Origin of the sequence: Shewanella sp. LC6 (genome assembly GCF_006385735.2) — a bacterium.
Lineage (GTDB): Bacteria > Pseudomonadota > Gammaproteobacteria > Enterobacterales > Shewanellaceae > Shewanella > Shewanella xiamenensis.
Window position 1 is genome coordinate 711,929 of the sequence record NZ_CP043902.1, and the last position, 22,736, is coordinate 734,664.

18 protein-coding genes and 1 pseudogene are annotated in these 22,736 nt (G+C 46.9%); 12 read left to right on the plus strand and 7 right to left on the minus strand.

Features of this window, described 5'->3' with window-relative positions; translation table 11 throughout:
• The first annotated feature begins 129 nt into the window (after positions 1-129).
• Positions 130-363 carry a ribosome alternative rescue factor ArfA gene (locus FJD32_RS03260; protein WP_037422485.1) on the plus strand — a complete coding sequence of 78 codons (234 nt, stop codon included), beginning with the start codon at positions 130-132 and terminating at the stop codon, positions 361-363.
• Between the two features lie 221 nt (positions 364-584).
• Here FJD32_RS03260 and rimO read toward each other — a convergent pair whose 3' ends face one another.
• Entirely contained in the window at positions 585-2,030 is a 1,446-nt protein-coding gene (gene rimO, locus FJD32_RS03265; RefSeq protein ID WP_037430627.1) for a 30S ribosomal protein S12 methylthiotransferase RimO, read from the minus strand.
• A gap of 393 nt (positions 2,031-2,423) precedes the next feature.
• Between rimO and FJD32_RS03270 the strand changes: the two genes are divergently transcribed.
• Positions 2,424-3,134 (plus strand): oxidative stress defense protein, encoded by a 711-nt coding sequence (locus FJD32_RS03270; protein ID WP_069454215.1) that lies wholly within the window; start codon positions 2,424-2,426, stop codon positions 3,132-3,134.
• A 186-nt stretch (positions 3,135-3,320) separates the two neighbouring features.
• Positions 3,321-3,848, plus strand: a pseudogene (locus tag FJD32_RS03275) (EAL domain-containing protein); the annotation flags it as partial.
• A 24-nt stretch (positions 3,849-3,872) separates the two neighbouring features.
• On the opposite strand, the gene FJD32_RS03280 reads toward FJD32_RS03275, so the two are convergent.
• Positions 3,873-5,486, minus strand: a complete 1,614-nt coding sequence (locus FJD32_RS03280; RefSeq protein ID WP_011715680.1) for an IS1634-like element ISShes12 family transposase — start codon at positions 5,484-5,486, stop codon at positions 3,873-3,875.
• Positions 5,487-5,560: 74 nt separating this feature from the next.
• On the opposite strand from FJD32_RS03280, the gene FJD32_RS03285 reads away from it, so the two are divergent.
• Both FJD32_RS03285 and FJD32_RS03290 read left to right on the plus strand, forming a co-directional pair.
• Positions 5,561-5,824, plus strand: coding sequence for an EAL domain-containing protein (locus tag FJD32_RS03285; protein ID WP_140906876.1), 264 nt, complete (start codon positions 5,561-5,563; stop codon positions 5,822-5,824).
• Positions 5,825-5,955: 131 nt separating this feature from the next.
• Entirely contained in the window at positions 5,956-6,747 is a 792-nt protein-coding gene (locus FJD32_RS03290) for a class I SAM-dependent methyltransferase (protein ID WP_140906877.1), read from the plus strand.
• Positions 6,748-7,133: 386 nt separating this feature from the next.
• Here FJD32_RS03290 and FJD32_RS03295 read toward each other — a convergent pair whose 3' ends face one another.
• On the minus strand, positions 7,134-7,769 hold the full coding sequence (locus FJD32_RS03295; RefSeq protein WP_140916686.1) for a hypothetical protein: 636 nt from the start codon (positions 7,767-7,769) through the stop codon (positions 7,134-7,136).
• 110 nt (positions 7,770-7,879) lie between these two features.
• Between FJD32_RS03295 and FJD32_RS03300 the strand changes: the two genes are divergently transcribed.
• Together FJD32_RS03300 and FJD32_RS03305 are read left to right on the plus strand one after the other, a co-directional pair.
• Complete coding sequence (locus tag FJD32_RS03300) at positions 7,880-9,088, plus strand: IS4-like element IS10A family transposase (protein ID WP_001206290.1); 1,209 nt, start codon at positions 7,880-7,882, stop codon at positions 9,086-9,088.
• 371 nt (positions 9,089-9,459) lie between these two features.
• On the plus strand, positions 9,460-11,070 hold the full coding sequence (locus tag FJD32_RS03305; protein WP_011787758.1) for an IS1634-like element ISSpu7 family transposase: 1,611 nt from the start codon (positions 9,460-9,462) through the stop codon (positions 11,068-11,070).
• A gap of 1 nt (position 11,071) precedes the next feature.
• Here FJD32_RS03305 and FJD32_RS03310 read toward each other — a convergent pair whose 3' ends face one another.
• From FJD32_RS03310 to FJD32_RS03320, 3 genes are all read right to left on the minus strand, one after another.
• Positions 11,072-11,695 (minus strand): AAA family ATPase, encoded by a 624-nt coding sequence (locus FJD32_RS03310; RefSeq protein WP_258195943.1) that lies wholly within the window; start codon positions 11,693-11,695, stop codon positions 11,072-11,074.
• Between the two features lie 581 nt (positions 11,696-12,276).
• Positions 12,277-13,380: a phosphoribosylaminoimidazolesuccinocarboxamide synthase gene (locus FJD32_RS03315; protein ID WP_140906985.1), complete on the minus strand. Its 1,104-nt coding sequence runs from the start codon at positions 13,378-13,380 to the stop codon at positions 12,277-12,279.
• A 529-nt stretch (positions 13,381-13,909) separates the two neighbouring features.
• Positions 13,910-15,118 carry an IS4-like element IS10A family transposase gene (locus tag FJD32_RS03320; RefSeq protein ID WP_001206290.1) on the minus strand — a complete coding sequence of 403 codons (1,209 nt, stop codon included), beginning with the start codon at positions 15,116-15,118 and terminating at the stop codon, positions 13,910-13,912.
• Positions 15,119-15,414: 296 nt separating this feature from the next.
• On the opposite strand from FJD32_RS03320, the gene FJD32_RS03325 reads away from it, so the two are divergent.
• The 5 genes from FJD32_RS03325 (at position 15,415) to FJD32_RS03345 (ending at position 21,859) form a co-directional block, all read left to right on the plus strand.
• Positions 15,415-16,044: a pentapeptide repeat-containing protein gene (locus tag FJD32_RS03325; RefSeq protein WP_140907414.1), complete on the plus strand. Its 630-nt coding sequence runs from the start codon at positions 15,415-15,417 to the stop codon at positions 16,042-16,044.
• A 499-nt stretch (positions 16,045-16,543) separates the two neighbouring features.
• Positions 16,544-18,826, plus strand: a complete 2,283-nt coding sequence (phsA, locus tag FJD32_RS03330) for a thiosulfate reductase PhsA (RefSeq protein ID WP_140907416.1) — start codon at positions 16,544-16,546, stop codon at positions 18,824-18,826.
• A 12-nt stretch (positions 18,827-18,838) separates the two neighbouring features.
• On the plus strand, positions 18,839-19,405 hold the full coding sequence (locus tag FJD32_RS03335) for a 4Fe-4S dicluster domain-containing protein (protein ID WP_011073773.1): 567 nt from the start codon (positions 18,839-18,841) through the stop codon (positions 19,403-19,405).
• Between the two features lie 2 nt (positions 19,406-19,407).
• The gene (gene nrfD, locus FJD32_RS03340) at positions 19,408-20,352 is read left to right on the plus strand and encodes an NrfD/PsrC family molybdoenzyme membrane anchor subunit (RefSeq protein WP_037430671.1); all 945 of its coding nucleotides are present in this window, start codon (positions 19,408-19,410) and stop codon (positions 20,350-20,352) included.
• A gap of 184 nt (positions 20,353-20,536) precedes the next feature.
• The gene (locus tag FJD32_RS03345; RefSeq protein WP_088585763.1) at positions 20,537-21,859 is read left to right on the plus strand and encodes an IS4-like element ISSba6 family transposase; all 1,323 of its coding nucleotides are present in this window, start codon (positions 20,537-20,539) and stop codon (positions 21,857-21,859) included.
• Positions 21,860-21,924: 65 nt separating this feature from the next.
• Here the strand turns inward: FJD32_RS03345 and FJD32_RS03350 are convergent, their stop codons facing one another.
• Positions 21,925-22,668, minus strand: coding sequence for a sulfite exporter TauE/SafE family protein (locus FJD32_RS03350; protein WP_047536325.1), 744 nt, complete (start codon positions 22,666-22,668; stop codon positions 21,925-21,927).
• Between the last annotated feature and the right edge of the window lie 68 nt (positions 22,669-22,736).

The following is a 22,736-nucleotide window of genomic DNA, read 5'->3' on the forward strand; positions in this document are numbered from 1 at the left end:
TAAAAAGAGCGATTCTTTGCGGTTTTGCACAAACTCTGTACATCTTTTTAGATTGGTTTATAGTGTCGCCGCTGGCTGAGAATGATTAACTTGGCCCTTGACCAATATAGGATGAATTGAGGAGTCATTATGACGAAGGTAAATGTGGCAAAAGTAACAGCCCAGAGTGTGCAAGAGCATGAAAATGGTCGCGGCACCATTACAGACAATGCACTTAAGGCGCTGGTGACCAGTCCGTTATTTCGGATGCGTACCGAAAAGCCGAAAAAGGGCAAAGGGTCTTATAACCGTAAAGCAGCAAACCGAAAGGGGTATCAGCACAGGGGCGATACCCCTTTCGACTTTATGGGGATGATGTTTTAACGTTTTTGCCGCGTTAGTCCTGCTCATTTTATCCCTGCTAGACTCCTCCCTCACATTGCCTTGCGATTTCCTTTTCAATCCCTTTTGTCGCACTATCTAGCCTTCAACTATTGAGAGTTAGCCTTCACCTATTGAGAGAATTAGCCAGATTTTGCCCATAAAAAAACGAGCCACAATTGAGATTGTGGCTCGTTTTATTAAAACTTGAATGATTTGAAGGCTTAAGCCTCGACTTCATCCTCTGCATCGGCATCCACTAACTCGGCCCACAGATCGTGCTCGTCCGAGTGAGTGATCACCGCGCGGACTAACATGCCGGGTTCGAGTTCAGTTTCACCGTTGATAAATACCATGCCGTCGATTTCTGGGGCATCGGCGAAGCTGCGGCCAATGGCGCCTTCTTCGTCAACATCATCGATCAGAATATCCATAGTACGGCCAACGAAACGCGCTAAACGCTCAGCGCTGATCTCGGCTTGGACTTCCATAAATCTGTGGTATCTGTCTTCCTTCACTTCTTCACTGATAAGTTCAGCGATGGTGTTGGCGACAGCGCCTTCCACTTCTGAGTACTTGAAGCAGCCAACGCGGTCGAGGCGCGCTTCACGCAGGAAGTCGAGCAGCATTTCGAAGTCTTCTTCGGTTTCACCTGGGAAGCCCACGATAAAGGTTGAGCGGATCACCAAATCTGGGCAGATTTCGCGCCAACGTTGGATGGCTTCTAACTGACGGTCAACACGGCCTGGGCGCTTCATCATCTTCAGGATGCGTGGGCTGGCGTGCTGCATTGGAATGTCTAAGTAAGGCAGAATTAAACCTTCGGCCATCAATGGGATCAGATCGTCAACCCATGGGTATGGGTAGATGTAGTGTAAGCGTACCCATGCGCCCATCTTGCCCAGTTGGCGAGCAAGGCTGGTGATGTCTTGCTTAACTGGCATACCGTTCCAAAAATCGGTGCGGCCGCCCTTGTCTTTACCATAGGCAGAGGTGTCTTGGCTCACGACTAAAATTTCTTGTACGCCAGCTTCAACTAAACGTTTGGCCTCATCTAATACGCTACCTGCTGGACGGCTATCTAAATCGCCACGCAGTGCAGGGATGATGCAGAAGGTACAACGGTTGTCGCAACCTTCTGAAATTTTTAAGTAAGCGTAATGCTTAGGCGTTAACTTAACCCCAGTTTGTGGGATTAACGAGGTAAATGGGTTGTGCTCAGGTTTTGGCACGTACTTGTGAACGTGCTTTAACACGGCTTCGTAGCTGTGTGGGCCAGTGATTTCGAGCACGTCTGGGTGCACTTCACGGATTTGGTTTTCTTTAGCGCCTAAACAGCCCGTTACGATTACTTTGCCGTTTTCCTCTAGGGCTTCGCGCACCGCATCTAAGGATTCTTCAACCGCAGCGTCGATAAAACCACAGGTATTAACGATTACCAGATCGGCATTGTCGTAGCTGTTGGTGACTTCATAGCCGTCGATGCGTAATTGGGTCAGAATGCGCTCTGAGTCCACGAGGTTTTTTGGACAACCTAAAGACACAAAACCGATGCGATTGCCTGTGGCAGCATTGCCCGTATTAACAGAGTCAGCACTGGCGGCTTCCAATGTTTTGGCAGGGGTCTCAAGCGTGGTAGTTTGCTTAGGATGAAAAGTTTCAACTGTCATGGTGTCTCGCTGATGCTGATAAAAGAGCGCCGTAAAAAGAGCGCGGATTATACCTGAAGTGATTAAAAGGTACAGTGTCTTTGGGTGAAAAGTGTACAGCTAAGAGTGCGTTTCTACCAGTTAGGGACTGACTGGCTCGTATGCCTGCTCGTATAGGAAGTCACTACAGCAGCTTGAGTGCTTGTGGAAGAGGATTTTAGCGATAGGCTCATAAGTTTTGCCAATTTAAAACGTTTTAAAAAAATTAACCCTTTTTATGTTTACCCGCGTTTATAGGGATAGTTTGTATGATTCGTTTGTATGGCTAGTAGATGGCGAGTCACACTTTTAGCTGATAGCCATCGCATTAGAATCAAGGCAGTCTCGCCTTAAATGATTTAGTTGGAGTTAATAATGAAGCATTCTCTTTTAGCTGTATTAGTTGCTGGTGGTCTTTTCTCTGGCGCATTTACTGCCACCGCACTTGCTGCCGATGTGGACTTTCCCCATATCGAAACCATGGGCGTAAGCCAAATTCAAGTCGAGCCGGATATGGCTGAGCTTAATGTCGAAGTGGCTGTCACCGAGAAAGACGCTAAGGCGGCTAAGGATAATTCGGATGCGGCGGTGGCGAAATTTATCGCCCGTTTGACGGCCGCGGGGATTACTAAAGAGCAGATCCAAAGCGCCAACTTAAATCTGCAACCCCAATATGTGTATGCGCAGGATAAAGCACCTGAGCTAACTGGTTACACCGCGAGTCGCCAAGTCACTGTGACTATTAACGATTTGGCACGTTTAAATACGATTTTGGACTCCGCCTTAGAGGAGGGGATCAACAGGGTTAATAATATCGCCCTTAAATCGAGTAAAGAGGCCGAGTATGTGGCCAAGGCGCGCCAAGCGGCGATTGTCGATGCCAAACAAAAAGCAGAATCCTTAGCCAAGGGATTTGGGGAAAACCTAGGTAAGATTTGGCAAATTCGTTATTACGATCAACGCCCAGTGCAACCGGTGATGTTACGTATGAATGCTAAGGCCGATGCCATGGGCGCCGCCGAAAGCTATCAATATGGCCAAGTGACTATCGAAGATAGAGTCGAAGTGGTTTATAAACTCAAATAAGTCATAACGAGATGCAATGGATGAGGATTCTTTGGCTCATCCATTGCTGTTATGGGGCGCAATCGGTTAATTCTGAGTCAACATATTTACAATATTGCATGTTTTATCAGAGCAAAGGCACTAAACGCTGGCAAAATTAGCGATTTATCCCCACACTGAGAGAGGATAAGGTTATGGAGACCTATGATGGATTTTCCCTCTCGAATCAAGCAACAAACCTGTATGGACTGTTTAAGTGGTAAGTCACTCGGATTTGAAATTCGTATGGCATTTCAGCCCATTATCGATTGGCCAAATCAACAGATTTATGGTTATGAAGCCCTAGTGCGCGGCCCAAATGGCGAAGGTGCGGCTTGGGTGTTTGAGCGTATAAACGAAAGCAATAAGTACTACTTTGATCAGGCTTGTCGGGTCAAAGCCATTGAAACCGCCGCTAAGCTTGGCCTTGATAAAATATTAAGTATCAACTTTTTACCTAATGCGGTTTATAACCCTGAAACCTGTATCCGCGCCTCGATTGAAGCGGCCGACCTCTTTGGTTTTAATATTCATAACATCATGTTTGAAGTCACTGAGGGTGAGCAAATTGTCGATAGAGCCAAATTGAGCCGTATCTTTGACAGTTACGCTAAACGGGGATTTATCACCGCCATCGACGACTTTGGCAGTGGTTTCGCTGATTTGAGTTGGTTAGAATTTTTGCGCCCTCAGGTATTAAACCGACTTTCCGCACCTGATTTAGGAATAAATTTGCCGATACCGTTCGCCTAACACGTCGAGAATGATCTGCTGGTCCACTGTGAGTCCTGTGACTTGAGGTGGCGCCTCTCCCAACTGGTACTCGTGCACCCCGCCAAAGCGTAAAAAAATCCACCGCGCAGTCGGTTTTTGCGTGGGTTTCTTTTTCATGTCCGCCACACTCCGGTTCTGCTCTACTAAGCCCTGCCGGATCCGGTGCTCCAGCGCCGCATAAATCATCAGGCTACAGGTCATCACCATCAGCAACGCTTCGATACGTTCCGGTTTTTTAAGATATAACGAGGAGGTTAAAAATTCGGGACTTTTCAGAAACCTAAAACCACGCTCGACATTCTGCTGGGCTTTATAGGTAGCCAACAGCTCAGCCATGGTGAGCGTTTCACTGTGATCATTGGTCGCGAGGATGAACACCCCTGTCTGGTTGCGCGCCTCAGCCACCCGCGCCAAGCTACTTGCGGCTAACCCCTTGATGTGAAATTGGTAGTTCACCGGCATTTCACCCTTTTGGGGCCTTCCGCGCCCTGCATAGATAGGTTCACTCACGACTTCTGCTTCTAGTTGCAGCAGATTTAAGCTGACAGCAAAACGGGCTAATTCAGCCTGCGCATCGGTCTCGCAGGCAAAACGCTGGGCACATAATTTGTTGAAGGCTTTCAGTTCACGCGTGCTGTCTTTCAGTAGGTTTTTGGCTAATGTTTGCTGCTCACGGTGGCTGGCCTGTTCGCTGCGCACCAGCAACCAACGCTGCGCGACGTCGGCATAATTGGCGCTTTGCCAACAGCCATGATAGCCATTGCCCAGCGCAACCAGCGACTGGGTGCCAATGGTTGCCACGGCTCGCTTGGCTTCATTGAGGGTGACAGGCACACGAGTCACGAACAACTGTTGCTGTTGTGCCAGTAGTTGCAAGGTGTCGGCGCAATACAGCGCCGCATCGCCGACCAGATAACGACTCTCCTGCGCGGCCTTGAGACTGCTCAAGTGGCGCCGTACCGTCTGGGCAAAGGCCTTGGTATCATTAATATTACCACTCAAGGCTTGCATGTAGATGGGCAGGCCGGCCTGATTTTCACAGATAAGCTCCAGGATAACCTGGTTTAGCTCTGGCCGATGGTCGCGGCTATAGCCCCGTACCAATTGCAACTTACCGAGCTGCTCGCCATCGGCTTGGTCATAGGCGCCATCGACGTGGAAGCTGGTGATATCGAGGTGTACTGCAGTACTTTTGAGCCCCAATCGTTCAACGACCTGCTCCGCCATCACCTGATAAAGCGTGCTGACATCGGCCTCAAAGAGGGCATCAAGGCAGCGGCCGAGCACATCATCATTGAGGTCATCGGCACAGATCCCCGGGCCAATCAGGCGTTCTACAGGCTTGTTGGCAAAGAATTGCGGGAACATGTGCAAGGTCGAACTATGAAAGCCAAGACCGTTCAGTATCATCGCCACCAACGCTTCACCATGTGAGACTTTGTAGGGCGGCGTTTTGGGTAGCACCGCATCAATCATGCGAGCAATGCCGAGTTCTTGGCAAAGTGCAGCGACCAAACCAAGGTGGTCGAGGTTACGGATAGAGATAGCGGGAGCGGCCATGATGAATTACCTGCAAAAGAGAGTAATAGATCAGAATGACCGATCGCCGTCAAGTTTTTTAAATCGAAAATTAGGTGCGGAATGACGGATTAAAACTCGATATGGAGTTGATCAGAGATATCCATTTAGACAAACAAAAACAGTTTGTTATCGATGAGGTGATCGGGATTTGTAGCACACTTAACACTCAGGTGTTGGCCGAAGGGGTCGAGAGTAAAGCGGAGTTAGACTATCTTGTTGGCCGTGGTATTAATTATTTTCAAGGTTACTACTTCGCCAAACCCCAACTCGAGTATTTAACTACCTTTGACGCCTTAGATTGTTATGCTGCGCTGTAGTATTGTTTTATTGAATTAATGTGCTCCAAGTGCCTTGCACTCACATTGGTTGTGGAATTGTGTGTATCGGTTCTGGGCTAACTGATATATCATGCGCCACCCTTAATTGCCCATGCCTTCTCTTTGCTGCTATGTCTTCTAACGCGCTTTATACCGATCTATCCGGTTATTACGATTTAATGTGCTCCGATATTAACTATCAACAACAGAGTGCGAGCATCCATCGATTGCATCAGTTCTTAGGGAATAATGGTAAACAACACCTTGATTTAGCCTGTGGCACAGGCCCACATGTACGGCATTTTATCGACCTTGGTTATCAGTGTAGTGGTCTGGATATTAATCAGCCGATGCTCGATATGGCCATGCGTCGTTGTCCAGAAGCGCAGTTTAATCTACAGGATATGACCGCCTTTTATCTTGAGCAGCCAGTGGATTTAATTACCTGTTTTTTATATTCCATCCATTACAGTGCGGACATAGAGCGCCTTAAAAGTTGTATCGCCAGTGTGCACAGTGCCCTGAATGACGGTGGGATATTTTGTTTTAACTCGGTTGATAAGCACCGCATCGATAACCGCTTATCGATTAAGCATTTTGCCGAGTTTGAGGGGCACCATTTTGCCTTTGAATCTGGCTGGCATTACAGTGGTCAAGGCGAAAACCAGTCACTAAACCTCAGTATTGCAAAGCGCCAGCAGCCTTTTACTCAACTCACTGATTTAGAAGCTGATGTTGATACATCTGCGCATCAAACTGAATTATGGCAAGACCAACACACTATGGTCGCCACCAGTTTTACGGAGCTGCAAGCCTTACTCGCGCCATATTTTGAAGTGCATATCTTTGAACACGATTATGAAAAAATCGTCCCGTGGGATTTAAGCTCAGGTAATGCGCTGTTTGTCTGTGTGAAGATTTAACCTTGGGTTGAAGGTGTTACAACTTTCTTACTTTCATCAGTCTTCTTTAGCTTATTTAGACTGTTGATGGTTTCTTTATAAAATCAAAAGCAAAGTCAAAGTCGTGGGGCTTCACCCCACACCCGACCAAGAGGGGAGCAACAGCAATTCCCTCTTGGATCTCCCTTGCCGCCCCCAACGGAGTTGAAAGCCCCTTGTGCTCATTGCCAAATTTGCTATCGCTTCCGAAGGATGCGTCCCTGCACCTGCGAAAGCTAGCTTGCCATCCATGGCAAGACTCACGCAATTTGTCTATTCGCCCTGCGGCAACTCCGAGGGGAGGTGAACTCCTGTGAACTCGGCGTTTGCTGTTAATCCAAAAGAGTTATGCCCAATCTTTTTTCTAGTTATTGTGGTAGTCGGTCTCTTATCCACTTAGATATATCTGCGGTATATTGATCCCAATATTCACTTTTTTCTGACAACAAATCTATTACCTTTTCGGTGATGTTTTTTATGTTAGTTTCTTCTTTGATTTTTGAATAAAATAAATGCCAATCGTTTAATCCGACAACACTTTTTGAAGCAACTACAATTTCATTTTCATCCATGTTAGGAATAGCTTCTAGCATTTTCTTATGATTATATTCAGGAAGTCCTTTATCATTCCTATTTATAAAGTCAAAAGGTAAGTGAAATTGTTTTATATGTTCTAAGGCTATGTCTCTTTCCGCTTTTTTATCATGACCGGTAAGAAAAGATTTTATTTGTATTTCTTTCTGATGATCAGTGGTATAAACATCTCCATCTAAAATGCAGAGATGATTATTGATATCGATTTTTGCGAGTATCAGGCCTGTTATTACCGTGAATGCGTTGTCAGCAGCACCGAATTTTAGAACCTCACAATAACGATGAGCAGATAAGTTTTCTATGATCTTTTCTACAACGGTAGCAGCTAGGTTATCCTCAACCATAATGGTCATTAATGGTTTATTTTTATTTGTTAATTGTGTAATTATTCTTGGGTCGACATGAGGCAAAGTACTGAAGAATCCCCTGATGATTTACAAATAAATCATCAAATTAGAGTGGAAGCGCATCTTGTTGCATGATCAAATGGTTTCGCTAAAAACTACACTTGGACAACAAGATGCGCGAAGCCAATATCCTACAACATTCTTTACACCAATACTGCCCAGAACTTCACCTAAAACGATTAAACAGCTTGATGCTGGCCTCTAAGGCACTGATTGAATGTAAGACACTGACCTTGACTGAGTTAGGTCGAAATTTACCAACCACGGCCCGAACCAAGCACAACATCAAGCGCATTGATCGTTTGCTCGGCAACACGCATCTGCATCAAGAACGGTTAGCTGTCTACCAATGGCATGCCAGCCTCATCTGTTCTGGTAACCCTATGCCGATTGTGCTCGTCGATTGGTCAGACATCCGAGAGCATAAACGCATCATGGCTCTGCGCGCCTCAATAGCCTTCAATGGCCGCTCTATTACCCTGTATGAGAAGTCCTATCCCCTATCAGAACAATGCTCTAAGGCCTCCCACAACGGTTTTTTAGCGGACTTAGCCAAGATTTTACCTTTGCATGTTACCCCTCTCATCGTGACTGACGCGGGGTTCAAAGTGCCTTGGTACAAAGAGGTTGAGGCGCATGGTTGGTTTTGGCTAAGCCGTATTCGCGGTACAGTTCAATTTGCAGATATTGGCGCTGAAAATTGGCGTGCAGTTCGCAGTACACATGACTTGGCCAACGGTCAAGCGAAGAGCCTGGGTTGTAAGACCTTGACCAAAACTAACCCTATCAATTGCCATCTCACGCTTTATCGTAGCAAACCTAAGGGGCGTACAAATCAGCGTTCAACGAGGACTAATTGCCACCATCCATCGGCAAAAACGTACTCAACATCGGCGAAAGAGCCTTGGGTGTTAGCCAGCAATTTACCACCAGAATCTCGGAGCCCAAAGCAGCTGGTAAACCTGTACGCCAAACGTATGCAAATAGAGGAAACCTTTCGTGACCTCAAAAGCCCGGCATACGGCTTTGGCTTACGCCAAAGTCGTACCAACAGTCCAGAGCGATTCGACATCATCCTACTGATAGCGTTGATGGTTCAATGCCTGTTGTGGCTAGTTGGTTTACACGCACAGCAACAGGGCTGGGATAAGCATTTTCAGGCCAATACCATTGGGCATCGAACGGTACTCTCAACGATTCGCTTGGGATTGGAGGTGCTCAGGCGGCCTGATTATCAAATCACGGAGAAAGAATTGCTGGCGGCCTGGGTATTATTCGCCAATCAGTTGCTCAAATATGGCTATGCTATGGCTGATTTATGAGGGGATCCTTCAGGGCAAAGTAATGACTTTGGAACCGGTATTCCATACCCCTGTAATATTAATTTTGTCTCGAAATTTCTCTATGGTTTCTCGGTGAGTAGTGAAGACTACTTCATTTTTATTTTGTTTTGAGGCTTCTATTAATGTGTCAACCAATCGACAAAATGCGGATTCATGTAAAAGTACATCAAGTTCGTCAATCAGCAATAAGCCACCATTAGCTAATTTTTTTGCATATAACCGTCATTCCGCAGCTAATTCCAGAATTTAAATAGTGTGATCTGGCGATCAGCTTTTCATAAAAACTACGACACCATCTTGACCGCGATCGACAGTTTTGATCTATTACTGCTATTTGACGGTCTCAAAATATGTCTACCCATCCTGTTATTAAACGCTTAGATCACCTTGGTCTCATTGCCGCCTTTTGTCACGAAATTGGCCTGCCACGGATGATAGATGCCGTTATCCCAAAATATTCTGACCACAATGTTTCTCATGGTGACGCGGTATTGGCCATGCTCCTAAATGGACTTGGCTTTCATAGCAGAACACTGCACATGTTCTCGGACTTTTTTAAGACCAAGCCTGTATCTAAGCTACTCGCCAAAGACATTGAAGCACACCACCTGACTGATGATGTACTAGGCCGCACATTAGATGCTCTATACGAAGCCGATGTCTCAGCGCTCTATCAGGTTATTGCTGAGCGTGTTGTTGATAAACTGGGCTTGACGACCGATTCTGTTCATCTTGATATCACTAGCTTCCACGTTGATGGTGAGTATGCACAAGATGAAAACACCAACGTGATTAAGCTTGTAAGAGGTTATAGTCGGGATCATAGGCCAGAGCTTAACCAAGTCGTGCTTGAACTCATCTGTGAAAACCAAGCAGGTATTCCTGTTTACATGCAAGCACTGAGTGGTAACACCAATGATGCCAAGGCATTCGCTGAAGTCACTAAAAGACACATACATTGCCTAAAAGCCGCGCAAAATAGTCGTTACTTTATCGCTGATGCCGCTTTGTACACCGAAGAAAGCATCTCCTCGCTAGATGAGCAAAATCAAAAATTCATTACCCGTGTCCCCATGACCATCAAGCTCGCAAAACAAGCACTACTTGCGCTAGAGCCAGAGCAATTAAGCACTATCGGTCATGGCTACTCAGGATGTTGGATAGACTCGGATTACGGAAAGGTCAATCAACGTTGGTTGCTCGTTCACAGTGAACAGGCCACCAAGCGGGAAGAAATCACTTTCTTCAAGAACTTAGAGAAAAACATAGCAAAAGAAATCAAAGCGTTGGAAAAGCTAAGTAAAAAACCATTCGCTTGTGAAGTTGACGCAGAATTAGCGTTTAACGATTTCAAGAAACAATGTGACTTACTTGGGTTTGAACAAGGCACTCTCATCAAACAGCCGACTTACTCTCATTCGGGCCGCCCAAAGACAGATGAAGCACCGACAGGATACCAATACTTTATCGAAGCCGCCCCCTTCACCGACCTAGAAAAAGTAAAACTGGCTAAGCTCAAAGTAGGCATGTTTATCCTCGCGACGAATGACACCGACAATGAAGCACTCACCATGGCGGCTCTTCTAGCACATTACAAATCGCAACAAAAAGTCGAGCGCGGCTTCCGTTTTCTAAAAAGCCCTGAGTTTTTAACCTCTTCCATCTTCTTGAAAAAGCCTGAGCGCATTGAAGCGTTGCTAATGATAATGACGTTGAGCTTGCTTGTTTACGCTAGTTTAGAACACAAAATCAGAGAACAACTCGCACAAACCGAAGCGTTCTTCCCAAGTATGGTAAAGAACAAGACGACCTCCAGACCGACGGCACGTTGGGTCTTCTTGCAATTCGAAGGCATAGATACGCTAGAGATTAACGGCCAAAGGTTCATCACTGGACTTCAAGATCACCAAACACAACTACTCAAATTACTCGGTAGATTCTATGAGGTAGTTTATTCCTAAATTAGCTGCGGAATGTCGGATATAATTCTAAAAGTATTTCTAATACTCGTTTTTCACCAGCACCCATTGTATGTTCACTATAAACAACCCCATTGTATTCCAGACCAAGGAACTCTTTAGACTTTGTCTTGCATAATTTTATGTCTGTATAATCTCGCCCGATTATGTAAGATAGTTTTTTAATTATTGTTTCAAGATTTTCGTGAGGGTGTTTTTGTGATGTGTAATTGGCATAACGCCCCGCACCTCTATTATCAGATAATGTTGCAAGCTCTTGTAAGCCAACATAGGTACTTTCTCGTTCTGGGCGACGTTCATAAATAGGGGTCCATCGTTTATTTTTCGCATAATCAGTGGTTGTTTTTTCTATTTTGGATGCACCAGTATCATTATCAAAAATACTAAATTCATGAGTTAGACTAAATTTACTATCAGTCCATGTTGAATGGGTATGTGGAGTAAAGAAATCTGAAAACCGATTATAAGGTTTTGATGTCACTCCTATGGGTTTGAAACAGCAAGCAAGTGCATGAAGAATAGTACTTTTACCTGACCCATTGATGCCCATTATTGCCGTTACTGCATGGGGGGAAAATACAACTTTACAGTCAGAAACACCCTTCAGTTTTCAATTTCAAATTCAGATAATTTAAAATCAAATTTCTTTACTGCTTTTGCCGGTTTTTTAGGCTTTTTGTCTGCCATGTTAATCTCAATATTATTAAAAACTAACACTTTATTAGTGTGTGCCTGTGCGTTAACTTCTTTAGACCTGTGGAACACGCGTAAAGTTAACTATTTGTATGTAAAGAACTTATCAGCTTTTCACCTAATACACCATCCTGAAAATCGTGCCTGTGCGTCTTCTAAACCTATCAATTAACACCAAATTTTTGTAAATTATTGATATTAAGTGGTTTTAACGAGCCACTCATTGTTAATTTTGCAAAGGGTTTGCTTGTAAAAAGACATACAGATTACTGAAGCGTTGGTTGAATTAAGCATTGGCATGTAAGTGACCGTTGACGGCATGGATGCCGTCGTCGAGCCCTCATGGACGAGTTCACGGCGTGTCACTGGAATGACAGTGCTTAATTATCAGCGTTGTATTGGTTAAGTGTTTAAATGACTCAAACAAAAAGGCGCCTAAGCGCCTTTTCTACATTCTGGGGTTAAGGAAAAACTCCCTACCTCATCGAAATCTGATTAAACAATCAGATCATACTCTTCCCGTAGGATCTTAATAATATCTGCCTTAGGATTCGCTGGCAGCGGAATTGCTGCGCCGGTCACTTTCTCGGCGATGCCGGTGTAAGTGCGTGACACTTGCGTCATCGCCTCTAATGGCAGGGCGTTATCGCGGGCAAGGGCTTCGCGCTCTGGCATTCTGTCCTTGTTGAGCAGAATGTCCGGATCGGGGAAGTGGTTCAGCAGGAACTGACGGAAGCCTTCCTTAGAGTTTTCAAGGATTTTACCATCGCGGTAGGCGGCGCCGTCCCAAATGCGGGATGAGTCTGGGGTGCCCACTTCATCCATATAGATCAGTTTGGAGTTGCCGTTTTTATCGGTCACATAACCAAACTCGAACTTGGTATCCACAAATACTTGGTCAAGGTCGGCCAGTGCTTTAGCGATCACCTTAAAGCCATCTTTTAACAGCTTCTCGTACAGGTCGATATCTTCTACCTTTTCAAAACCAAAGGCTTGGTAGTTGGCTTCGATATCGCTGCGGCTGATGTTAACGTCATCCTGCGCGGGTACACCGGGGATCCCAGTTAAAATGCCTTTGGTCGAAGGGGTGATCAGCAAATCTGGCAGTTTTTGATCTTTCTCTAAGCCTTCTGGCAGGGTGATACCGCAGAATACGCGCTCGCCCTTGGAGTAGGCGCGCCACATGGAGCCGGTAATGTATTGGCGGCAAATGGCTTCAACTTTAATTGGGCGGGCTTTTTGGACTATCCAAACGAAGGGATGCGGAATATCTAAAATATGGCTGTCGGCTAAACCATTTTCGGCAAATAGCTTAAACCAATGATTAGAAATGGCATTTAATGCCGCGCCTTTACCTGGGATGCCTTTTAATCCGCCTTCACCGTGGAAGATGCAGTCGAAGGCGGAGATGCGATCGCTAATTACCATAATGGCAAGCGGCGTATCTTCGGGCACATTGTAGCCCTTGGTTTTGATTAAACGGCGGCTGTCGGCGTCGGTTAGCCAGTAAACGCTACGTACCTTGCCGCTATGAACTGGGCTATCGGTGCGGATGGGCAAATCGTTGTTTACGGCTAATACGGAATCAGCAAGACTCATGACGAGTATTCCTTTGGATAGAGAGTGTAGGGACGAGTTTTTTATTCGTTGCGGTGTGCTTAAGCATGGGATGCTTAGCCACCTTTTTATTATTGACCAATAGCTTATTGCTCAGTTTGCGTAAAGCCTTGGTGAAGGTTAAGCGTAAAGCGAATAGTGGATTTTCGGGCGATGGGGAGAATAACGTTTGTCTAGATATGGGGTGAAAATGAAACGCAGAGCAAGGTTGGCGCCAGAGTAATACTGGTCTGCTCAAGCGGGGAAACCCCGTGCCATTTTGCTCGAAAAGGCTAACCATTAATCCCAGAGAACCTTGTTAGACAGCCGCGAAAAGTGGCGCCATTTTACCTTTATTCGCAAAATTTTCCACGGCTATTTATGCGCATCTGTGCGGCGTGTCGGCACAAAGTGAAGGCTAGTAAAGGTAAAAGCTGAAAATGCCTAAAGCGGGAGCGTCGCTCGCAAGCGTTTGAAGCTAGATTGTGGAGCTAGGTTGTTGAGCATAAGTGCTAAGCCCTGAAGGATCCCCTCATAAATCAGCCATAGCATAGCCATATTTGAGCAACTGATTGGCGAATAATACCCAGGCCGCCAGCAATTCTTTCTCCGTGATTTGATAATCAGGCCGCCTGAGTACCTCCAATCCCAAGCGAATCGTTGAGAGTACCGTTCGATGCCCAATGGTATTGGCCTGAAAATGCTTATCCCAGCCCTGTTGCTGTGCGTGTAAACCAACTAGCCACAACAGGCATTGAACCATCAACGCTATCAGTAGGATGATGTCGAATCGCTCTGGACTGTTGGTACGACTTTGGCGTAAGCCAAAGCCGTATGCCGGGCTTTTGAGGTCACGAAAGGTTTCCTCTATTTGCATACGTTTGGCGTACAGGTTTACCAGCTGCTTTGGGCTCCGAGATTCTGGTGGTAAATTGCTGGCTAACACCCAAGGCTCTTTCGCCGATGTTGAGTACGTTTTTGCCGATGGATGGTGGCAATTAGTCCTCGTTGAACGCTGATTTGTACGCCCCTTAGGTTTGCTACGATAAAGCGTGAGATGGCAATTGATAGGGTTAGTTTTGGTCAAGGTCTTACAACCCAGGCTCTTCGCTTGACCGTTGGCCAAGTCATGTGTACTGCGAACTGCACGCCAATTTTCAGCGCCAATATCTGCAAATTGAACTGTACCGCGAATACGGCTTAGCCAAAACCAACCATGCGCCTCAACCTCTTTGTACCAAGGCACTTTGAACCCCGCGTCAGTCACGATGAGAGGGGTAACATGCAAAGGTAAAATCTTGGCTAAGTCCGCTAAAAAACCGTTGTGGGAGGCCTTAGAGCATTGTTCTGATAGGGGATAGGACTTCTCATACAGGGTAATAGAGCGGCCATTGAAGGCTATTGAGGCGCGCAGAGCCATGATGCGTTTATGCTCTCGGATGTCTGACCAATCGACGAGCACAATCGGCATAGGGTTACCAGAACAGATGAGGCTGGCATGCCATTGGTAGACAGCTAACCGTTCTTGATGCAGATGCGTGTTGCCGAGCAAACGATCAATGCGCTTGATGTTGTGCTTGGTTCGGGCCGTGGTTGGTAAATTTCGACCTAACTCAGTCAAGGTCAGTGTCTTACATTCAATCAGTGCCTTAGAGGCCAGCATCAAGCTGTTTAATCGTTTTAGGTGAAGTTCTGGGCAGTATTGGTGTAAAGAATGTTGTAGGATATTGGCTTCGCGCATCTTGTTGTCCAAGTGTAGTTTTTGGAGAAACCATTTGATCATGCAACAAGATGCGCTTCCACCCTAATTTGATGATTTATTTGTAAATCATCAGGGGATTCTTCAGTGCTAAGCCTATATTCGATTTATGCCAATTTAGCCATGTAGTGAGTGGCGTTAATCGGGGTATTATCTGCGGCTATAGTGCATCAGCTTGAGGCGCCGCTTCTCGCTTTAACAGCTATTTGTTGTAGATTCAAAAAGACAATTTGCCTATCAGGACGTGCCTAAGCCGTGATGGGGAGTATGGAGCGAGTATGACGACAGATGCAAAAACGCCAATGATGGCGCGCGTAGCCTCACAGGGGCGGTATTTTTTCTCGCAGCAATTTATCGCCTTAGCCGAGAGCCAAAGCCAGTGGCAAGACCTTGAGTTTGAAGAATGCGAGTTCCACGATTGCCAATTTAGCGACAGCACATTCCGTAACTGCAAGTTTATCGATTGCCGTTTTGTCGGCTGTAATTTAAGCCTGCTCAAGGTGCCCTTAAGCCAATTTAACGGTGTGAGTTTTGAAGAATGTAAGCTGGTCGGCATAGATTGGACCCGTGCCGCTTGGCCTAGATTATCCTTTGCGGCGCCTTTTAGTTTTAGAACCTGCATCTTAAACGACTGCTCTTTTATGGGCCTTAAGCTCGATGAAATGGTACTTGAGGGCTGTAAGGCGCAGGATGTAGATTTTCGTGAGGGCAAGTTTAATCGCGCTAACTTTAGTTACAGCGATTTTCGCCATAGCTTATTTGGCCGCACTGAGTTAATGGAGGCGGATTTCTCTGAGGCAACCGATTACGACATTGATATTTTTAACAACAAAATTAAAGGTGCCAAGTTTAGTCGCGATGAAGCAATTCGGCTGTTAAATGGCTTAGATATTACCTTGGTGGATTGACCTTATACCAACCTCATACTGACCTCATATCAGCACCTGTTCGCGCTAATAGGTGCTGGTATTTTATCCTTTTAAATTAACGGGTTTATTGTGACAGCGATATCGCGGTATCACTTTTAAACTTATTGTTTTTAAAATTGCTTTTAGGTTTTTTGATAACTTTTTATTGTGGTGCGTATTGTAAAAATACCTCAAGCGTACGCATCGATATGGCCAATCAACACTATTGATCTTATTCACGAATTTTTAGAACAATTTTAACTTTTAGTTGCCACAGATCACACTCAACTTGCCTATGTGGTTTACCACAATATCCGCCTACTCCTTAAGGGATAACAATCACTCCGGAACAGCAAAATGCCAGCGTTTCTTAAGGCATTGGCATTAATAACTAAAAACCTGTGAGCAAATTTAGTGTTTCACCGCAGTGGTGACCCAAAGCCTAAGTTTGCGTGTGCCAATTGGCGCATAAGGGTGGATGAGTGTGATGGAGGTAACCATGATTGAGCTTAATAGGCGAACCTTTTTAAAGGGCGCAGGGGCCAGCGGTGCAACATGTGCATTAGCTAGCTTATTGCCGGGCAGCTTAGCGGCATTAGAGAGCAAGCAGCTTAAGGGCATGGGCAAAGAAATTGCCAGTATCTGTGAGATGTGCTCGACCCGCTGCCCGATTTCAGCGCGGGTGATTGAAGGTAAAAACGTCTTTATCAGCGGTAATAAGGCGGCTAAATCCTTTGGCGGTAAAGTCTGTGCCCGCGGCGGTGCTGGTCATAGTTTGCTGTACGATCCACAGCGGATTGTTAAACCGCTAAAACGGGTGGGCGAGCGTGGCGAGGGTAAATGGGCTGAAATCAGTTGGGATGAAGCCTATCAACTGATTGCCGATAATCTCACTAAAATCAAGCAAGCTCACGGCCCAGAGGCGGTAGCGTTTTCCTCTAAATCTGGCTCGCAAGAAAAACACTTATTCCACCTCGCCACGGCGTTTGGTAGCCCAAATACCTTTACCCATGCCTCTACTTGCCCCGGCGGTTATGAAATTGCTGCTATGGCCATGTTTGGCACTAAGGTGAAACGCGATTTAAGTAACTCAAAATACATCATTAACTTCGGCCATAACCTGTACGAAGGTATCAACATGTCCGAAACCCGCGGCATGATGGCGGCGCAAATGGATAAAGGCGCCAAGCTGGTGGTGTTCGAGCCAAGATTCTCAGTGGTTGCCGATAAAGCCGATGAATGGTACGCGATTCGTCCTGGCACCGATGTGGCCGTCGCTTTAGCCTTATGCCATGTATTGATTGAAGAAAACCTCTACGACAAGGCCTTTGTTGAGCGTTATGTCGAAGGCTTTGACGCCTTCGCCGCTGAAGTAAAAGCCTATACCCCTGAGTGGGCCGAAACGATCTCCGATGTGCCCGCCAAAGATATTCGCCGTATTGCCCGTGAATATGCGGCTAAAGCGCCCCATGCGGTGGTGGATTTTGGTCACAGAGCCACCTTTACCACCGAAGAGTTTGAAATGCGCCGCGCGCTTTACGCTGCCAACATCTTGATTGGTAACATCGAGCGTAAGGGCGGTATTTATCTTGGTCAAAAGCCTAGCGATTATAACAAGCTCGCCGGTGAAAATGTGGCCCCCGTGCTGGGTAAGCCCGGCGTAAAAGATATGCCAAAGCCTGCGGCAAAACGTATCGACCAAGTGGAAGAACAGTACGCCATGATGTGGTCTGCGGGCGGGATTTATCAAACCGTCCTCGATGCGACCTTAAGCGCGGTGCCTTATCAGTTACATGGCTGGGTGATGTCCCGTACTAACCCAATGCAAACCATGACCGACAGAGCGCGTGTGGTCGAAGCCTTGAAAAAGCTCGACTTTGTTGCCGTGTGCGATGTGTATATCAGTGAAACCGCGGCCTATGCCGATGTGATTTTACCTGAGTCTACCTACCTTGAGCGTGATGAGGAAATCGCTGACAAGTCCGGTAAAAACCCTGCCTACTATGTGCGCCAACGGGTGGTTGAAACCCTAGGCGACACTCGTCCGTCATGGCAAATATTTAAGGATATTGGCCACAAACTGGGGCTAAGTGAATTCTATCCATGGGAAAACATGGAGACCCTGCAACTGTTGCAGGTAAACCGCGACACAGAGCTGCTGCGCCGGATCAAAGACGAAGGTTTTGTCAGCTTCGGTAAGCCGATTATGTTGCGTGAACCTAAAATGGTGGCCGAATTTACCAAGGCCTATGCCAATGCCAAACCTGCGGATGAAGACGGCACCTACGGCAGTTTACTCAGCTTTAAAACCCCAAGCGGCAAGATTGAATTGACCTCCGCCAAGGTTGAAGCCATGGCGCCAGGACGCGGCGTCATTAAGTTCCGCGAAGTGCAGCTTAAAAAGCCAAATGAACTCTACTTTATCCAAGGTAAGGTGGCGGTGCATACCAATGGCGCGACCCACAATGTGCCCATGCTGGCGAATTTGATGTCGGATAACGCTGTATGGGTTCATCCAGATACTGCGAGTAAATTAGGCATCAGCAATGGTGACCCTATCCGCTTAACCAGCAGTGTAGGTACAGAAGAAGGCCATGCGTTAGTCACCCCGGGCATTCGCCCCGATACCGTGTTTGCTTATATGGGCTTTGGCTCTAAAAACAAAGAGTTGGTTAGAGCGACAGGCAAAGGTATCCACTGCGGAAACTTACTGCCCCACGTTACCGCACCTGTGTGTGGCATGACGGTACATACCACTGGCGTCACGCTGGCAAAACGCTAATTGGAGGCTCAAATGACGAAAAGATATGTGATGGTGCACGATGAGAACAAGTGCATCGGCTGCCAAGCCTGTAACGTGGCTTGCCGCAGTGAAAACGGCGTTCCAGAAGGGGTGACCCGTTTGCAGGTGAGAGTCGAAGGGCCCTATGGCGAAATGCCCAATCTGCATTTTAAGTACCACAGAGTGTCTTGCCAGCAGTGTGAAGATGCGCCCTGTGTGAAGGTGTGTCCAACGGGCGCGGCCTATGTGGGCGAAGATGGCATTGTCTCCATCCACGGCGACAAGTGTGTGGGTTGTATGTACTGCGTGGCGGCGTGTCCCTACAAAGTGCGTTTTATGAATCCCGAAACCAAAGTGGCTGACAAGTGTAACTTCTGTAAGGACACGCGTTTGGCCCGGGGTGAAGAGCCTGCCTGTGTGACTGTGTGCCCGACTGATGCCTTGGTGTTTGGCGATGCTAACGATCCACAAAGTGAAGTGGCCACATTGCTCAACACTAAGATCACTTACCAAGATAAGACCCATTTAGGCACTAAACCTAGGGTATATCGCGTTCCTACCAAAAGAGGGGGGATTTGATTATGAACAATACTTGGGGCGATATGGCGCAATATGATCCCGTCACTTGGCACTGGGTCATCGCCGTGTATCTGTTTATGGCGGGTTTATCCGCCGGAAGTTTGCTGATTGGTATCGGTTTGCGTTGGTTTAATCAAGAACAAACACAAGTTGAGAGCAATATCCTCAAGGCCGCGGCGATTATTGGCCCTGTGGCAATCAGCTTAGGCTTGGCTTGTTTAGTGTTTGATTTAACTAAGCCTTTCCACTTCTGGTTGATCTTAATTAACTACAACTTCCAGTCCGTTATGGCGATTGGGGTATTAGCGCTGCTGGCTTACTCACCCTTGGCATTTGCCTACGCGATTTTAGTACTGCGTGACGATTTGCCAAAGTGGGGCTTAGGTTTCCTCGCGCCTATCGCTAAGCTGCTGATGCCCTTTAGAAAGCTGATTGAAGTGCTATTGTTTGTCCTCGCCATTGGTGTGGGCGCTTACACAGGCTTCTTAATCTCGGCGATGAATGCCTATCCGATGCTAAACACTGCTGTATTGCCTGCACTGTTCTTGGTATCTGGTTTATCAGCGGGTGCGGCGGCCAATGCGGTGCTGGCGCTGGTGATGTTCAAAACCGATAGCCACGACAAGACCTTAGCTAAAATGCATGGCTTAGAATTGCCTGTGATGGCAATCGAAATCATGTTCCTGTTTATGTTGTTCTGCGCCTTGTACTTTAAGGGCGGAGCGGCGGCTGCGGCGCTGGCATCACTCACCTCTGGCGTGTGGGCAAGCGTATTCTGGATTGGTGTCGTGGGGATTGGCTTTGGTGTGCCATTGCTATTTATGCTGCTTCCCGCAGCGACTCGCCACACTAAGGGCGCAATGATTATGGTGGCCTGTGCCAGCTTAACCGGCGTGCTCGCCCTGAGACACTTTATTGTGTATGCAGGCCAAAGTTACTTAAGCTAACGTATTGATGCTAGCGCAATAAGTATCACTTAAATGCGATTAAGTGATGCTCGAATGGATGACAGCTCGTATCCACAGCAACAAAAAGCACCGTTAAACGGTAATGCCGATCAGTTAAGACAGATCGCTTGACGATCTCGCTGAAAAGATCAAAATCCGATGACCTCATGTCATCGGATTTTTTATGCAACTCTCAGAAGCACTCGCCCGTACCCATATTACCCGCCTAACCGAATTCACCTGCTTAGCTGATGTGTTAGAACCTGAGTTAATTCAATCTTGCCTAGACTCCCAGGGCGTTGCGACGTTAAGACGGCGTAAATTGCCGATGGACGCGATGATTTGGGCCGTTATCGGAATGGCTTTGTTCCGAGGGGAGTCTGTTCGGTCACTCATCAACAAACTCGACATTGTTTTGCCGCAAGAGATTGATTATGTTGCACGCAGCGCCGTGACTCAGGCGCGTAAACGATTGGGCAGTGAGGTTATTAGAGAAGTATTTAGCCGCAGCGCCAATACCTGGCACGCGAGAGCTGAACATCCTCATTGGTGCGGTCTTAACTTGTATGGTGTTGACGGTGTCGTGTGGCGGACACCCGATAGTGTTCAAAATCAAGCCGCCTTTGGACGAACCGCCAACGCTTTAGGCGAAGCGGCTTATCCGCAAATTCGCATGGTTTGCTTGATGGAGTTAAGCAGCCATTTATTGGTCAACAGCGCCTTTGATTCGGTTGCCGAAAATGAAATGAACTTAGCGTCCCAGCTCATTCCTAGCATTCCCAATCACAGCCTAACCCTATTTGACCGAGGATTTTACTCGCTCGGCCTGCTGCACGCTTGGCAGCAAGCGCAACCTGATAGCCACTGGTTGTTGCCACTGAAGAAAGGCACTCAATATGAAGTAGTGCGAACGCTGGGGAAACATGACCAGTGGGTGAAACTCACCACGACACCTCAAGCCAGAAAGAAATGGCCGCAGCTCCCAGATACCCTTGAAGCGCGTTTACTCACTAAGACAGTGAAAGGTAAGTCAGTCGCCATTTTGACCTCGTTGACAGACCCGATGCGTTACCCCAGCGAAGACATCGTCGACTTATATGCCCATCGATGGGAAATCGAACTGGGCTATAGAGAGATGAAACAACATCTACTGGAGAGCCGTTTTACGCTCCGCAGTCAACTACCGGAGCTGGTGACTCAAGAGTTATGGGGCGTGCTACTGGCCTACAATCTCATTAGATATAAGATGTTGCTGATGGCTAAAAGCTTGCCATCGGTCCATCCCAATCAACTGAGTTTTCGGGATGCGGCGAGTTATATCATCTTCAAGTTGACACAACTGTCATCACAAACACCGGGGAATGTCCCGAGAGACGTATTGGATATAGAACGAAATGCACGGCAATTTAAGCTGGATGGTAAACGGGAAAGGGCATATCCACGAGTCCTTAAAATGAGCAAAAACAAGTTTCCGGTTAGACCAAAGAAAAATGCCGTTCACTCTTAAGTGAACGGCATTACCGTTAAACGGTGCTTTTTTTATGGCTGCGATTGGCTGCAATTGGCATGAGGTTATTGCGGTAATAACTCAATCACTGATTTGACCGTGAGCACTAAGGCGCTGATAGCACAGAGCGCTAAGGTCGCCATCTTGGTCTTATGTTTATCCACATTTCCCACCAGTTTGCCCGCCACGAGATAGCCTAAAAAGACCGAGGGCAATAGCATTAGCGACAGCCAAAAGTGCTTGATTTCGAGTAGGCCCGTCACACCAAGAATCGCCAAGGCAATGGTCGAACTAAAGATAAAGAAGGCCGATAACGCCGCGCGAAACTGCGAAGCATCCTTACCCGCCAATAAAATCGCCATCGGCGGACCACCAATGGCGGCGATATTGCCAAAGATCCCCGAGACGACTCCCGCGCCAAACAGAGTCGCTTTGTTCACCGGCAGGCTGAATTTATACAAACTGAGCACCACGGCAACCGTCACAATCGCGGCAATTGCTAAACCAAGAATCGGCTGCGGCGCAAACAGTAATAGGCTGGCACCGATAAAGCCACCGGGCACCCGACCGATGAGCGCGTATTGCAAGCCATTGAATTCTAAATGGCCGCGTTCACGCAATAGGGTGAGTAGCGCGATGGAAAATCCCATCACAATCACGGGGGCGGGCACTAATTGGGGATCGACGATATACAGCAACGGACTGGCGACCACGGCTAAGCCAAACCCAATCAGACTCTGGGTGAGGGCACCTAAAAACACAATCACAGACGCAATAGCAAGCGTTTGTGGATCGATCAAGGAGAACATAGGATTCCATCAAAACAAAATAGGGATCGTTACTTTAACCCACCACGCCGGATGAGTATTAACGATCC